Raw genomic sequence first — 16,549 nt, 5'->3', positions numbered from 1 at the left:
AGTACGATCAGTCCAATCATCGTTGCATCGTTCACCATGCGCCCTTCATCCCTCTCTTCTCTACCGTTCACCTTGCTTGCTACAGGTAAAATCGTAATACGAATCGCTGTAAAAAGGGGGTAAAGAAATGCTACCGATGCTGTAAAAAAAGCGTAAAAAAGACCCGTTCTTCTCAGCGATCAGCTGAAAGAACGGGTCTTTCGTGGATGCATATCCATCTAGGATTACATGGATTAGGTCATCCCTTTTTTAAGAACTGCGGGTAGTCTTGCCCTGCATATCACGAATCTTGGCATTCGGGCTACTTTTCATATATTTGTTGAAAAACTCTGGCTTGATTCCGGTCATATGATGAAAGAAAGATGTCTCTACTTTCCAATCCTGCTCGACTATATACCGAATATCAACCAGGCCTTTATTAGCAAGAAGATCAATGATCGTCCGAACCCGCATAGGTGTCTGCAAAGGAATCGTCTGATCAAACGGCTCTCTCTCCAAATATCCCCTTCGATGCATGGCAGCATAAAAATTACGGCGTGCTTTGGCATCCATCAATCCCAGATCCGCTACACGGTATCCTAACACCTGCAAGGATGTCTTCCATTTATTTTTTAAATCAAGATATTGGTCGAGATTGGTTAGTTGGGAAATGGCCTCTGCATATCCTGTGTAAATTCTTCTTCTGGTAATAAAAATGCACCTGCAAACAGATTGGCTTCATTTTCAATGGCCTTATGCTCTTTCCGATCCAGATTTATGAACTCCAGACGATAGTGAAGCAACAAATGACCAAGCTCATGAGCGATATCAAAATTTCTACGCACGGCAGAGCGTTTAATGTTGCCTAAGATGATGAAAGGGCGATCCTCTTTTGTCCACAGACTGTAGGCATCGATCCCCTCGCCAATAGCCTTCTCGAAGACGCACACTCCGCTTTTTTCAATCCAGAACATCAGGTTTTCATTCGTTGTCTGCTCCAGATTCAGTCGCTCCCGCGCAAGCTTTGCAACATATTGAATCTGGGCTTTGCGATCATCCTGCGAGTGATTCATGTACTGGATCGCTTCTTCCCTGAGCTGGATAATCTTCAAGGTGGGAAGGCTGATCCGAGCAGTAATATAGTTTACAAAGGTATCCAGATACTCCACATGTTTTGCCTCTGTCTGTGTCTTGGAGATCACATTCATCACTTTGGATCGATACGCAATGTTCATCACGTTGATGTTACCCTGGTTATTACGCTCCGTTAATTTGTCCTTCTCGTAAAAGTACTTGCTCTTTACACTGAAAATACGTTTCAATTCATTAACGATAGGGACTTTGGGGGAAGTGTACGCATTTTCATACTGCCAGACCGCCTGCTCGGTCACACCAGTTTTTCGGAAAGTTCCTTTCTCGAATAAACATGCATAATGCGCAGATTGGTCAGATTTTCACCCATGAACACACGGTTTTCCTCCTTTAATATATACGTTAAACAAAAATGTTTACACGGAGCACTCCGATGACAGAATAACCTTCCAATCGCTGTTATCCCCAGATTTTTTTGATTCCCTTTTTAACGGGAAAAATCCGCTGATAAAGGCGAGCGCTTCGCTTTTCCAGGTTTTTTCTGTCCCCTCCGTTTCTGTGTAAAAAATTCGTTGAACTTATATAGACCTATGGAATAAGTTATCCCTACCCAAACGGATTCTGCGCCCATTGCGTCAGTCGTTTTTTGGTGATATGTCCATGTGAAGCGTGTTTGATAACCTGCCCCTGATCGAGTAGCAGCACCTGCGGCGATTCATGGCGAACCTCGGTCTCTTCCGCGATGCGGCGAGATAATGGACGGTTCTCGATAACTTTCACCATACGATATTCCATCGTCTGTTTGGGATCAGATGCATTCGTGCCGACAAAAGCCATGAACTCTCTATATGCTCGCGCACTTACAGGACAAGTCGTGCTATGTTTCAAAAGCAGCACCGGATGCTCCTGCGAACGATGAAGAACCTCTTGCCAATCCTCCATTTTATGCAGTTCCAGAACATGCTCGCTTAACATCTCATGTGAATCGGCACCTGTGCGTTTACTGACCACGGAACCGATCACCACGCCGAGAGCGGCGCCAAAAGCAATGCCCAGCCCAATCTGTCCCGTAGCTGTACCAAAGCTTGCACCAAGTGCCACACCGACTCCGAGCCAAAGTGCCTGATGATTTACCTTTTTCTCCACATCAAGTCATCCTTTCTCTACGTATGAATCAAGCGATTCGAAGCTATATAAATCAAATGACTAAAAAGGCTTTTTCTGAATATTCCAATGATCATGTTTCTATCTGATATTTTGTTCAAATTATAGCACAGCCCTGCACACAAGCTTTCAGAATCTGCATCTTTCGGGTACATAATTGTGTTACACTGATGGTAATTTGGAAACGATGAACATAAGAGCAACTGAAAGGCGGAAATCCAATATGACATACGCTTTTACAATTGAACCACCGGAATATTATTCACTGGAGAACGAGCCTGAGTTAATTGCCAAGTGTCAGGAATGGGGTCTAATTTCGGCCAAAGCGACTAAGCTCAAAACATTTTACTATAAAGGCAACGGGCTGAATCTGCCCTGCACCATTCTAGGCTTTGTGGATCACATGACAGCTGTAATCGAGCTGGATCATGGGCAAAAACATTGCATTCACCCATCCTATCTCAAAGAAATGCAGGCTTCGGGCTACAGCACCAGAGGATTAAGCGGAGCGGGAGCAGAGACGGGAACGGAACAGGGCTACGCAGAGCAAAGTAATGGGATAGCTGCTGTAGATGAAGTTGAAGAACCGGCTACTGCTGCAGGCGTTAAACCTAAAACGGCAAAAGCCCCTGATCCCGCTGAAACATCTGCTCAGGACGGCTCGCCAGCCGAGCTGGTTGATCCCGAGGATGACATGGATGGGCTAGATTCCTTCTCCGAGCTCAAAGGTGATCCTGACGGATTGGTGGAGGAATACATTGGGCCTCAGGCAGGGAACAATGCCAATGCGACTTCAGAAACCAAACCCAAAACCAAAGCTGCACCGAAAACAAAAGCCGTTAAAATCGATCTGCCCGAAGGCAAAGTGAAGATGAGCGGAGTGGTTAAGGAGTTTACGACAGTACCCAACCATTTCTCGGACAATGACGATGAAGTTATCATTTATGAGTCTGTAACCATTACGGAGCCTGATGTCATTGAGGTTGGAGAGGCTTGGTCCAGTCACAGTGCGACGATGAAGAAACAGGAATTAGAAGTTGGCGACGTGCTAACCTTTGAAGCTAAAATCATCAAAAAGAAACTAACCCGTAATCCGGTACCATACAAAATCAATAACCCGTCCAAGATTCAGAAGGAAGATTAGTTTTCTTTTATAAAAAAAGTACACAAAAAACCTCCACGCTGCATTATGTAGCGACTGGAGGTTTTTTTCAGCTAGTTATTTAGTTATTACGTATTTTATGGTTCGATGCTTGATATTTAGCACATATACCCGGCCTATAACTGTCTCTACGCTTGTCCAGGAGTTGCGCTGATTTGAAATAGCACACCAAACTTATCGGTTACATTACCGTAAGCCGGGCTCCAAAACGTTTCTTGAATCGGCAAATGCACTTTACCGCCCACTTCAAGTTTACCGAAAATGTTCTTCGCTTCCTCAGCCGTATCCGTATTGACCGTAATTGTGACATTATCCCCAATGGTGTGAGGCATACCAGGTAGCGTATCCGATAACATCAGCACCGAACTGCCGATTTGCAGAGACGCATGCATAATCCAGTCTTTGGCTTCTGGTGGAATCGGATGATCCGGGCTGGATGGTCCTTCTCCAAACGTCTGCATCGCAAGCACTTCCGCACCAAATGCATTTTTATAGAACTCGACAGCTTCACGCCCGTTACCGTTGGTTACAAGGTACACACTCAAGCTAATTGCCATGGATTGTTCATCTCCTTGGATTCGTGTAGTTTATGGGTCAGGCCACTTTCGACATGAGTATATAGGAACGAATTGCCCTTTGACAAGCACAAACTTCCACTCTATACGGTGACCGTTACTGAGCTATATTTCCCAACATCTTCTTCTCCCATTCTTTGCTCTATTCAAGAAAAAAGCCACTCTCCCGAGAACTGTCGGTCAAATGGCTATAAATGTTCTATTCAGTTATTACCCCGGTCAACTAAGACTGTTTGCCTTTTTCCTACTCATTTATTGTGCCTGCACAATGCGATCAATTTCACTTTTTAACAAAAGATATCGATGCACACTTCTCATAATAGGTACTTTGGTGAGTTTGTTTTTATCCACGTATAACTTCATCTGGTCTTTACTCAGCCCTAGCAGGCTGCCCGCCTCAGTTACCGTCAATACCACTTCGGGATTCGTTGCGTTGAACGTCTTCTTTACCTTTTGGTTCCAGTCCTCAAATACCTGCATAGATTCACGATCTCTCCTATCCATAGCCAGTGATTTTCAGGCTGCGTATATTCAGTATAGCATACTTGTGATTATCGTCACTTATTCCTCTTTATGGCACTACGAAATGATCTCCTAATTCGTATGCTGTATATGACAAAAAGAGCCGCAAAAACACGGCTCTGTTCCTAATCCCTTGTATACGTTCCCTCTATGCTTCATCCCAGAAACGGCGCAAATTGTCCATGGCGATTTTGGAAGCGGCTTTGCATTCCTCCATGCCTTCGAACTCCACCGTGATGTTGCCATCGTAACCGGAATCTTTGATCAGCTTGACGATTTTGCGAATGGGGATATCCCCTTGACCCACGATCGCACCCCGCAGGAAGTTACCATAGGTCGTGGTAAACCACTCCCCTTCCCCCGGATGCTCATCATACGGACGGAAGTAGAAATCTTTAAAATGAATAAGCGAAGCGTACGGCAGATTTTTCATCACACCGATAATCGGGTTTTCATCTACACACATGAAGTTGCCAATATCCAGTGTTGTTTTAAAATTTGGCCGATCTACGGCTTGCAGCACACGCTGAACCCGATCACTAGCCTGCACACTGAACCCATGATTCTCAATCGTTGTGATCATCCCGTACTGTGCAGCATAATCGGCAATGATCTGGCTTCCCCTAACCATCAGCGGCAGGTGCTGTTCAAACCAGGCAATGGTCGTGCTCTCCTTGGGCAGCCTGAATGCAGTAACGTCGTGGCGCAGATGCCTGACACCCATCCGGTGTGCGACATCCACATGTCTTTTAATCCGAGCCATCTCTTCTTCAAAAGCCTCTTCTGTCTCCTGCACAAAGTCGGCCGGCATCGAATAATTCGACAGTTCAATCCCAGCTGCTGCGGCTCGCTCCCGAATCGCATCCGCCAGTTCATGATTATCCTCCACCGTGTATCCGTAGGGAACCATCTCCATGTGCTCGCCGCCGTTCGCTGCAATCCAGTCGATTACATCCAGTACCGTCATGGCTCCCGAATTCAGATCATTCAACAAACTGTACGTGCTCAAACCTACCTTCATCCGCTCCACTCCTATCGATATTGTTTGATGAACTGCACGGCTTTGCGAATATCCACTTCCGGTTGGTCTCCTACTTCGCGCTCAATGGTCAGATACCCTGTGTAACCAATCTCCTGCAGCGCGGCAAAATAAGCATCAAAATCAACAGCTCCCTCACCGAGCGGTACTTCGCGGAAAAAAGCACCGGAAGCTACCATTTCGGCAATTTTCTCATGATCCATCGGAGCGTAACCCACAGCACCGTACACGTCCCGTGGATCAACCTCTTTCAGACGCAAGCCATCCTTCACATGGGTATGCACGATATAATCCTTGAGCAACTTCACACCCTGCACCGGCTCATCCCCTGTCACCATTACCATGTTCGCCGGGTCAAAGTTAACCGATACCCCGTTCGTAGAGAGGGTATCCAAAAAACCTTTGAGATCCGCAGCCGTTTCCGGCCCCGTCTCGATGGCAAAGTAGGCACCTACACTTTTGGCGTACTGTCCCAGCTCCTCACAGGCAGCGTACAGTGTTTCGTATACTTTGGAAGAAGGATCATGAGGGACAATACCGATATGTGTGGTCACAATATTTGTGCCCAGATCAAGAGCCAGATCAACAATTCGCTTAGACTTTTCCACTTTCCATGCATTGTCTTCCTTCACTTGAAAGCCGTGACCGCCCAGATCACCAACCAAGGCTGAAATCTCAAGACCCAAACCATCTATATAGCTGCGAAGCTCTTTACGAGCCGCAAGCGACAGATTTGCCGGGTCCATCTCCCCCTTCACCGCGTAGATCTGAACGCCTTCTGCACCTGCATCCTTGGCTTTCAACAGTCCTTCCCGCACACCTACGCCAAAACTGTCCACGATTACACCGATCTTATTGGTTAATTTCATGTCGTACCTCCCATGAGATTAGATGAGTTATGCCGCTCTTTGACGTTTCAATCCATCGTGCATCCGTGAATTCAAAAATCATGCTATATAAGTTGAACTAAAGGTTTTTACACGGAACACTCCGATGACAGAATAACCTTCCAATCGCTGTTATCCCCAGATTTTTTTGATTCCCTTTTCCAAAGGGGAAATCCGGTGATAAGCATATGCTTCCGATGTAGCTTTCTTGCAGAAAGCTTTTAGGCGAGCGCTTCGCTTTTTCAGGTTTTTTCTGTCCTCTCCGTTATAGTGTAAATGAATAGTTCAACTTATATCGTATCAACTTGATGGCACAAGCTTTACCGACTTGATTTCATAGGGCTTAAACGTCAGTTTAAACGCTCCACCCTCGCAAGAAAGCGACTCCAGTTCATCTTCTAACAGATTGATGATAGACGCACTCACATTTTGCTCATTCCACTGCACCTGTATTGTCTCCCGGCCTCCGGTTGATTCATAGAAACGCAGTACCGTTCCTGATCCGTCCTCCGACACCTTGATCGTATCCAAAATAATATGCTCACTGTCGAACTGAACCCAGCTGTGTTTTGAAGACTTCTCGCCCGCATGTGGTGTAGACGCAAACACCTGTACCGGATGATTCAGTTCCATCGCACGCTGTACCACATTCGCCTGACGCCAGTCTCCTTCATGCGGCAACACGGAATATGTGAATTCATGCTGCCCTTGATCGGCATGTATATCCGGCCATTTTGGCGCTCGCAGCAGCGAAAGACGAATGGTGCGATCCTTAACGTCGTAGCCATACTTGCAATCATTCAACAAACTGATACCACTATTGCCCTCCGAAAGATCAGCCCAGCGGTGCCCACACACCTCGAACTGTGCCCGTTCCCAGCTCGTATTGTTATGCGTTGCCCGCTCCAAAGCGCCAAACGGAATCTCATAGGTTGCTTTGGCCGCCACCAGATCTGCCGGAAACGCTATTTTGAGCAGCTTGTGACTTTCTTTCCAATCGAGCCGGGTTTTGAAATCAATGCGCCGCTGGTGATGAACTAAAATCATATCCTGGCTAATCTCGGAATCATTCAGCTTCCAGCGGAACCGCAGTACATCCTGTACAGAGCCGCGTTGCACAACCTCTCTGGAAATCAGCTGCACACCCCCCGCACGTTGAGATTCAAACCGGGGGTCTATATCCCATGCATCCCAGTACGTCGGTTTGTCATGGAAAAACTGCCACTCATTCGCTCGGTCGCCCGGCTTCAACCATTCACGCCCTACGGTCTTGTCATACCATCTTGTGATCTCACCCAAGTCGTTGAATTCAAGCAAATAGAACTCGGTTTCCCAACATGCAGGTATTTGCTCAAGCTTAGCCGTCTTTGGGATCGCTGAACCCACTTCTAAAACTGCATCTGTTGTTCTTTTCCCTACTGGGATGTCGACCTCACCTGTTGCTCCTAATGCGCTATCCGCTCCCTGTTCTACGGTTACCGCTATTTCTTCTTTTGCATATCGTTCTACTTCTTCTTTTGCTTCGGCTTCCAGCTCTGCTCCCCCTACTTCTACACGCAGTATTTCATCTTCTGCCTCGCGCAGCCATATGGTGTTATACCCAAAGGCAGGAATCGAAGGAACAAGAACATGCAGACGAACCCCATCTGCACCTTGCTCAATTTCACTAATCAACCGTTTCCCCTGACGGTCATACGCCTTCAATGCAGCTAATTCGGCTCCACCTGAGATGCAGATCACTTCATTTCGTTCCCAGCCAAGACTGTTGAATATAACGTACGGCTTACCTGGTACTTCATTCGTTGCAATGTTATCCGTGAGAGCATCGAGTGACCCCTGCAGCACTTCATCACCAAGCGCAAACACCTTCGTATACTCCTCAGCAGAAGTTACATACACTTCGGGAATCGACGTACCCGGAATAATATCATGGAACTGATTCAGCATGATCAGCTTCCAGCCTTCTTCGAGCACTTCCTTGTGATCCAGCATCCGACTGCGTTTCTGATCCCACTGGCTCCATATTTCTGCTTCGCGATAGAGCACCTCGGCCTTGCGGTTGCTGCGTTTATTCCGCGCGTGGGTGGTGTACGTACCGCGATGCAGCTCCAGATACAGATCACCATGCCACTTCGGCAGTGTTGGTTTACTCGCTGCAATCCCTTCAAAAAAGGCTCCCGCCGTGCTGAATTGACTGATCGGATGCCCTGCCATCAGGTGAGAACGCTCCGCAAACTCCACCATCTCATTCGTCACACCGCCGCCGCCATCGCCGTGTCCATAAAGTAGCATCTGCTCCGCATGAACGTCTTTTTGCTTGTAGGACTGCCAGTGTTCATGCATATCTTTGGGACGCGTATGTTCATTTACACCATGATTCAGGTAAGACAGCACCGAGGTACCGTCAATCCCCACCCAGTCGAACAGATCATACGGAAACACATTCGTATCATTCCAGTTCAATTTGGTGGTCATAAAATAAGGAATGTCGGCAAGCCTCAGAATCTGAGGCAGTGAAGCGCAGTATCCAAACGTATCCGGCAGCCATTCAATATTTGAACGTTTGCCGAATTCCGACTGATAGAACTGCTGTCCGTACAGAATCTGGCGCACCAAGGACTCGCCGCTCGGAATGTTCAAGTCCGGCTCCACCCACATGCCACCGACCAGTTCCCAGCGCCCTTCGGCAATACGTGCCTTCACCCGTTCATACAGCTCGGGATAATGCTCCTTTACAAAAGCATATAGTTGAGGCTGGCTCTGGGAGTACACAAAATCCGGATACGTATCCATTAGCGTACACATCGTAGAGAACGTCCGGCTCGATTTGCGCACGGTCTCTCGAACAGGCCAAAGCCAGGCCACATCAATGTGAGACTGTCCAACCAGATGCATAAACCCGCTTCGGTGCTGCTCGGAGTCTTCCCGCTCCACAGTCTGGGCTATCCTCTGTTCCAGTTCTTGCAACCACACGCCATCCTGCCAGCGTACCGGATCATGATACATCTCATCCATCACCTGATGCATGGTCCGTAACAGTGTTATACGTTTCAGATCCTTCTCCGGTAAAGCCTGTAACGACTCGGAAAGCACCATTATGCTGTACATCAGGCTCTGCAACGGTTGATTCACATGCACCAGTGCCGCTCGTATCCCCTGGATCGGAGGCTGGATCACCGCTTGTCGATTCAAGGGATCATGCGGCTCCGGGATGGGATCATACAGCTCGATCTCCAGCTTCGGCGCTAATCCCACACGTTCTATCGGCAGGGGAACGAAGGTATGGTTGCGATCCAGCCCGTGATAAGGAACACCGTTGACCTTCAACAACCCTTCCCCACCCGCTTCAAAAATGAATCCGATAGCCTCACCCCGCCATGTTTGGGGAACCTCAATTCTTTTGCTCAGAAAATACGTCGTTCCGTGCGTGCTGTTCAAGGGATTTAAAGGCTGGATCGCTCCGTTTCCTTCCAGCTCATACTCGTATTCTCCTGGCCGAATATATCGAGCGCGCTGCATCTGCCACTCGGGAAGTTCAACGACTTCCAGCCACTGCTTCTGCTTCAAATCTTCGATAAACCGCTGAATTCGGATCATTCCTTCACCTCCACCTGTTGTACACGCAGACTGCAAGCCGTCCAGTCCGCAGAGCTGCGTCCGACCATCAGCTTGAATTCACCCGGTTCCACCACAGACTGAAGACGGGAGTCGATCAGTGCGAGATGTTCTTTTTGCACAGGAAACGTTACGGTTCGGGTCTCACCTGGCTCCAGATGGATTTTACAAAAACCTTTCAGGGCGATTTCAGCCCGGGTAACGGAAGCCGACACATCGCTAATGTACAGCTGAACGACCTCTTTGCCTGCCACGGCACCCACATTCGTCACTTCGACCTGCACCTGTGCCTCCTCGTTCGGCTCAATCACTTCCGGTGTCACTCGTACATTGTCGTACTTGAAATCCGTGTAGCTAAGCCCATGTCCGAAAGCATATTGCGGCGTTAGCTCCATCTCCAAGTATCGCTTGCCGCGCGTCCGTTTCGCATGATAGTACACGGGAAGCTGACCTTCATGTTTAGGAATGGATACGGTCAGTCGTCCCGATGGATTCACGTCCCCGAACAGTACATCTGCGATGGCATTGCCCCCCTCCTGCCCCGGATACCATGCTTCCAGAATGGCCGGAATATGCTCATCGATCCAGGGTTCGGCAATAGGGCGCCCGTTAATATACACCACAACGACCGGTTTCCCCAGTCTATGTATTTCCTGCACCAGTTCCAGCTGTACACCCATCAGGTTCAATGAGGAACGGTCAATGCCTTCCCCGCACTCCATGTCATTCCACGGATCATCGGTTACCACGGATGCCCCTGTCCGCAGATCAATCGTACCTTCGCCAAAATCGCGAGCACTCGATCCGCCCATCACCATAACGATGACATCAGCCTGCTCCGCACATGCAAGCGCCTGTGCAAAGCCTTCTCTCGAATTACCCTTGATCCGGCATCCGGGTGCATACAGCACCTGAGCAGTATCCGTCCCACCGAGTTTGCGCGTGATACCATCCAGCACCGTCACAATCTGCTCCCTTGGCTGCGGCGAGGTATAGTCTCCGAGCTGATTATAGATATGGTTGGCGTTCGGCCCGATCACAGCCAGTTTGGTTCCCTGAGCAGCAAGCGGAAGCAAATGTCCTTCATTTTTCAACAGGACAATTCCCTCTTGTGCCACCTCCCGCGCAACCCCGACATGCTCCTCACACCCGATAACCTGTTCTGCAAAATCAGGATCAACATATGGCTGCTCAAACAAACCGAGCCTGAATTTCATCTCCAACACCCGTTGCACCGCCACATCCAGCTCTGCCTCTTCCAGTAAACCCTGTTCAAGCGCCTGTGCCAGATGTTTGCGGTACATGAATCCGGACATCTCCATATCTACACCTGCCCGCAGGGACTGCGCCACGGCTTGCTCTCCGTCCTCTGCCGTGTTGTGTCCGTTCACCAGCATCTGGATCGCGCCAAAATCGGTAATGACAAATCCGTCGAAACCCCACTTCTCCCGCAAAAGATCATGAAGCAGATACGTACTGGACGTACACGGCACACCATCGATCTCGTTATAGGCCGTCATGACCGAGCAGGCTCCGGCTTCCACCGCTTGTTTGAACGGAAGCAGGTCGATTTCATGCAATTCACGCATTCCCATATGCACTGGCGCTGCATTGCGCCCGCCCTCTGAACTGCCGTACGCCGCAAAATGTTTGAGTGTCGCCACTACCGTTCGATCTGAATCAAGCCGCTCTCCCTGCAATCCATGAATGGCTTCCACAGCAAACTGCCCGATGAGATAAGCGTCTTCGGCAAAACATTCCTCCGTTCGTCCCCATCTCGGGTCACGAACGACATCCAGCACCGGAGAATACGTGGCTGCACCGCCCTGACTCCGGGTTTCCACAGCGATCGCCTCGCACATCCTGCGATACAGATCGATATTCCACGTACTTCCTACCGTGAGCGGCACAGGGAAGACCGTTGCACCAATTGCCATATGCCCGTGGGAACACTCTTCTCCGAACAGAATCGGAATCCCTAATCGGGAACGCTCTATCGCATATTGCTGAATGACATTCGTTGCCACCGCACCTTGCCGGGGCGTTAGCCCTGTCCCCAAAGTTACTTCCGTCCATGGATCTGCCCTGAGTACACCATACAATGAGCCGACACCACCCCGCGCCATGTCTGCCTCGAACTCTTCCGTCACCTGCACCGAGCCATCTGCCGCTTTCTTGTACGTTTTCCACCCCATAGGCTGGATCAACTGCCCGATCTTCTCCGCGATGGTCATTCGTTCGAGCAGATCCTGTACCCGCTCCTGAATGGGAAGTGATACATCTTTGTAGCCCATTTGCGTTTGCATATGCACATTCTCCTCCTGCCTGTGAGTTGGTCATACGTGGAGCTTACATCGCCTTTCGATAGTCACTTGGAGCCATGCCAACGACATTTTTAAAAGCACGGTTGAAGGAATTGTAGTTCGTATATCCCACTTCCTCACTGATCTCCTGGATCGCTTTGTCCGTCTGTTGCATGAGCTGTTTCGCTTTTTCGATCCGGTGACTGATGAGCAGATCCACGAATTTCTCGCCAATCTCATCTTTGAAAAGCTTGCTCAGATACTTCGGATTGATATCGAACAGATCACTAAGGTAATTCAGCGACAGATCGGGATTGTTGTAATGCTCCTCGATATATTTGCGAATCTCCAGAATATGTGATCGATGTTTACGAGAGCATTGCAGTGTCTCCATCTGCCGCGCCAGTTCACGGAACCCTTCCAGGCACAGCTCGCGCAGATCATCCAGCGTCTCCCAACCTTCCAGCCGTGGCAGCAATGGCGTAAATATCGCCGCCCATGACTCCTGATATTCGCGTGGAAGCTCGGCAAATTCACGATTATAATGCCGGAACAACAGCTGGACCGTGTTCATAATCTCCTGACGAGACAGAACGGACTCGCGAATCTGCTTAAACAGCCGTTCAAAATGCTGTTCCCAAGCATCGTCTGATAGCCGCATCGCCTGCACTAGCAAGGAGATAGTCTTTAAAAACTCATACACATCATTTGTCGAACTCGGTACATCTCCGCACGGTATGATCCGATTGGTGCCCAGAACCGCCTTGTACTCCAGGGCATGCACAGCCTCTTTAAGCGAAGCCCGAAGTCCGCGAATATCCACGGCAACCCTGCCCACACCAATCGTGACGGTAAAGTTCAAATACTGACCAACCCGATCCAGATATCCGCTGAGCAACTGCTTTTCCGTCTCTTCCGACCGTTCCGTCTCAGGCAGCCAGAGGATGGCGTACAGTCGCTGACTTGAAACCCACTCCGCCCATACCTCGGTTCCTTCTTGCCGTGCACTTTCCTGCAAAATGCTCGACAGCACGAATTTCAGGAGGGCTTGATCCTGCTGATGATACTCATCCATAAATACATCGTATCGATCCATCTCCACCACCATCACAGCCCAGCGATGCTCTAATTCCGGCAGCTTGAACTTGCTCATCTCCGCAGATAACTCATGACATGTGTAATCCCGCGTACCTTCCAGCAGTTCCTGAAAGAAGACCTTCTTCTGCAAAATCATATTCTCTTCATGCTCCTCCTGATATTGCTTCGTCTGGTCGATCATGCGCTCCAGTGTAGTATGAATGAAACGGAATTCATTCTCCTTGCCATAGTTCAATGCTGACGGTTTCTGTGAAGATACAGTCTGAATTAAGGTAACAATCTGCTGGATCGGTTTATAGTTTCTGCGTGTCACATAGACGACCCATACAACCCCGATCAGCACAACAGCGACAGCGAAAATAAACCAGATATTATAAAATTGCAGCGTAAACTTGATGATTTTCCCGTTATTTAGCCCCGTCTGCACCTTCCAGCCACTATAGCTGGACGTGAATTCAGAGAATACCTCTCCCGAAGCGGAAACTGGCTTGGAAGCAAGCATCTCAGCATCAGGCGCACCACCATGCCAGAGACTTCCACCGGATCGGTTATAGATGTTCACAAACGTAAATTCAGGGTCGTACATCTGCATAATAGATTTTTGTAGCGTGTTCAACTCCACGTTGGTCACTACAAGACCTCTACCGTTCCCGACATTCCGCACAATCGTAATGACCTGCTCCGCCGATTGGGAAGGAAACGCCTTGAATGACCGTGCGCCGACCCACTTCTGCTCATCTCTCGTCCGGCTGTCTGCAATAAAGACTGCATCGGGAAACTCGTTGATCGGAACGGCCTTGCCATTGCTAAAAACGGTGTTATCGCTGTACCTGACCAGGTAGACCGAGTCGATCAGCGGATATTCTATCTTCAATTCATCGATGACCTTAACTGCCTGAATGCCGGCATAGACATCCTCGCTGCCAGATACCGAGAAATAATTTTTCAGATTAGAGTTGGTCAAAATCTCGCGCAGTACCTTGAAATCAATGGAACGCAAGGAATTATCCAGATACTGTGTCACCTGTGAAGCCAAAAATTCATTGGCCTTAAGTGCTTCCCTTCGGTTCTGTTCGTTAAATACCTGAAAGAAAATAAAAAATAAAATCGTCGTCACAATAAAAAAAATAGGCAAATACGATAACAGCAAACGTCTGAACCAATTGTTGTTCATCTCCGCGCCCCCCCACCAATCCATTTCATGTTGCATGACGACAAACCACTTGCACCTTGCCTCTGTTCACAAATTTTTCATAATTATGCGTTCATTATATCGAATGACGTGGGGTTGTCATAGGAGAAGACTGCCCCGGTCACGGGTGACAGGCGGGACAGTCCGTATATACTACTTTTTCTCAATTGCACGCTGATAAATATCCAGATAATTGCTCAATCCAAGTCCATCGAAACCTTTCACGTACGAGTCCCAATCCTTATCAATGCTCTTGCTGCCGATGATGAACTGAGCCATATTCGTCTGTACATAATCTTTGATTGCGGTGGTCAGCTGAGCCGCGGTCTCGGTATCCTCTGGACGAATAAATACGTTGGCAGGATATACTTCTTTGGGAGCGTATGGAGCATATACTTTCGTCGCCTGAGCAAGCCTTGTACCGTATCCTTCAGCAGACAGCGGGTCTTGACCTTCTGCAAACAAGTTACGGAACGTGTTGGACAAGTCATGCGCACCGATCTGTGACCAGCTCTCGTTCACAACCACGTTTGGATCACGTTCAGGCAGGTTGTAATAGCTGTACTTGGCAGGCTCCCCATTGATGTTCTTCTCATCCGGGTCTGCTTTCTTCCATCCCTTGCCTTCGGTCGGGCCATACTCTGCGTAGAGTGCACCCTCTTCACTGAACATGTAATCTACAATTTTGATGGCTGCGATCTGCTGTGCTTCGGTCGCTTTGTTGGTAATGGCAAATTCAAATTCACCCACACTTTGCGTTGCTCCCGTCGTCTGCACACCATCCGGCCCTTTGAGTGGAGGCACGATCTCCCAGTGCTGGTGACGGGTAATCTTTTTGTCATACGTATTCACCAGATAGCTGACCAGTGCCGTTGTAATGGAGCCAACCACTTCGTCGCCTTCTTTATTCCCCAGTTGACCAATCGCCTGGTCATTCTGTGTGAAGGAAGCCGGGTCGATCAGGCCATCCGCGTACAGCTTGTGCATGTACTCCAGCCCCTTCTTCCATCCCTCCTGATTGGCGGCAAAGCTGACCTTGCCGTCGTTCACGATCAGGTATTTATCGTTATCGTTGTATATAAAGCTGTTCATCAGGTAAGCATCAATGTTGCCGTTCCACACATACTTGTTCGGTGCACCTGTGAGCGGGATCTCATCGGCTTTGCCGTTGCCGTTCGGGTCTTGGGTTTTGAACGCCTTCAGAACGGTATACAGTTCGTCGGTCGTCGTTGGCATTTTCAGCCCCACCTTATCCAGCCATTCTTTGTTGATCCAATATTTCTGCGCATACGTACAGTGGTAACATTCATTAAAAATAGGCAGTGCATAGATGTTACCGTCCGGTGCCGTTATGGCATCCTTAAAATAAGGCTTCTCTTCCATCACTTTGGTGAGGTTCGGGCCATATTGCTTGATCAGGTCTTGAAGCGGAAGGAACACGCCTTGTTTACCATAGGTTTGAAGATCCGAGGTGGTGAACTTGCCGTGCAGGAACACTTCAGGATAATCCCCACTGGCTAGCAGCAATTGTCTGCGATCCTGCAAAGCGTCTGTCGGGGCCAGGTCCCATTTCAAGGTCACGTTGAACTTTTTTTCGATAAACTTGGTGAATTCATTGTCCTCCATCGGCGCTTTACCTTGCGGAGCAAAAAAAGTCATCGTTACAGGACCGCCGCTCTCGCCGCTCCCCTCACTACCTGTACCCGCTTTTTCAGATGAACTGCATGCGGACAATATCGTCACCGAAGCGAAGATCAGACACAAAATTGAAATCCAGGATTTTCTCAAGCTGACTCCTCCTTTTTGTTCATAACGGCAAACCTTTGGTTAAGCTGTACGGGTTGATATAGGTTCTATAAGTTTCAAAAACCAATCCCGGAAGCCGGCGTGTGCCCCCACCTCCTTTCAAGAACCGGCTACC

At 48.7% G+C, this 16,549-nt stretch carries 10 protein-coding genes and 1 pseudogene; 1 reads left to right on the top strand and 10 read right to left on the bottom strand.

The genetic code is table 11. From position 1 onward, the window contains the following. Window positions 1–249: 249 nt before the first annotated feature. Together EC604_RS22260 and ytxJ are read right to left on the bottom strand one after the other, a co-directional pair. Window positions 250–1,447 (bottom strand): annotated as a pseudogene (locus EC604_RS22260) (helix-turn-helix domain-containing protein). A gap of 230 nt (window positions 1,448–1,677) precedes the next feature. Continuing rightward, on the bottom strand, window positions 1,678–2,217 hold the full coding sequence (gene ytxJ / locus EC604_RS22255; protein ID WP_240037101.1) for a bacillithiol system redox-active protein YtxJ: 540 nt from the start codon (window positions 2,215–2,217) through the stop codon (window positions 1,678–1,680). A gap of 241 nt (window positions 2,218–2,458) precedes the next feature. Here ytxJ and EC604_RS22250 point away from each other — a divergent pair, with 241 nt between their 5' ends. Further along, complete coding sequence (locus EC604_RS22250) at window positions 2,459–3,379, top strand: hypothetical protein (RefSeq protein WP_123066229.1); 921 nt, start codon at window positions 2,459–2,461, stop codon at window positions 3,377–3,379. Between the two features lie 146 nt (window positions 3,380–3,525). Here the strand turns inward: EC604_RS22250 and EC604_RS22245 are convergent, their stop codons facing one another. From EC604_RS22245 to EC604_RS22210, 8 genes are all read right to left on the bottom strand, one after another. After that, on the bottom strand, window positions 3,526–3,954 hold the full coding sequence (locus EC604_RS22245) for a VOC family protein (RefSeq protein WP_123066228.1): 429 nt from the start codon (window positions 3,952–3,954) through the stop codon (window positions 3,526–3,528). A gap of 270 nt (window positions 3,955–4,224) precedes the next feature. Then, window positions 4,225–4,452 carry a DNA-binding protein gene (locus EC604_RS22240; protein ID WP_090924231.1) on the bottom strand — a complete coding sequence of 76 codons (228 nt, stop codon included), beginning with the start codon at window positions 4,450–4,452 and terminating at the stop codon, window positions 4,225–4,227. Between the two features lie 190 nt (window positions 4,453–4,642). Then, on the bottom strand, window positions 4,643–5,515 hold the full coding sequence (locus EC604_RS22235; protein WP_123066227.1) for a sugar phosphate isomerase/epimerase family protein: 873 nt from the start codon (window positions 5,513–5,515) through the stop codon (window positions 4,643–4,645). A gap of 11 nt (window positions 5,516–5,526) precedes the next feature. Then, on the bottom strand, window positions 5,527–6,402 hold the full coding sequence (locus tag EC604_RS22230; protein ID WP_123066226.1) for a sugar phosphate isomerase/epimerase family protein: 876 nt from the start codon (window positions 6,400–6,402) through the stop codon (window positions 5,527–5,529). 318 nt (window positions 6,403–6,720) lie between these two features. Beyond that, entirely contained in the window at window positions 6,721–10,017 is a 3,297-nt protein-coding gene (locus EC604_RS22225; protein WP_123066225.1) for an alpha-mannosidase, read from the bottom strand. Further along, window positions 10,014–12,329 carry a glycoside hydrolase family 3 N-terminal domain-containing protein gene (locus EC604_RS22220; RefSeq protein WP_123066263.1) on the bottom strand — a complete coding sequence of 772 codons (2,316 nt, stop codon included), beginning with the start codon at window positions 12,327–12,329 and terminating at the stop codon, window positions 10,014–10,016. Before EC604_RS22220 ends, EC604_RS22225 begins: the two co-directional genes overlap by 4 nt. 55 nt (window positions 12,330–12,384) lie before the next feature. Then, a complete protein-coding gene (locus tag EC604_RS22215) occupies window positions 12,385–14,610 on the bottom strand; it encodes a helix-turn-helix domain-containing protein (protein ID WP_161557006.1) in 2,226 nt (741 codons plus the stop codon). A 171-nt stretch (window positions 14,611–14,781) separates the two neighbouring features. Next, the gene (locus EC604_RS22210; protein WP_123066223.1) at window positions 14,782–16,416 is read right to left on the bottom strand and encodes an extracellular solute-binding protein; all 1,635 of its coding nucleotides are present in this window, start codon (window positions 16,414–16,416) and stop codon (window positions 14,782–14,784) included. Window positions 16,417–16,549: the final 133 nt, after the last annotated feature.

The organism is Paenibacillus amylolyticus, from assembly GCF_003719335.1.
Taxonomy (GTDB): Bacteria; Bacillota; Bacilli; order Paenibacillales; family Paenibacillaceae; genus Paenibacillus; species Paenibacillus amylolyticus_D.
Note: the sequence above shows the minus strand (reverse complement) of the source record. Positions and strands in the feature narration are given on the sequence as shown.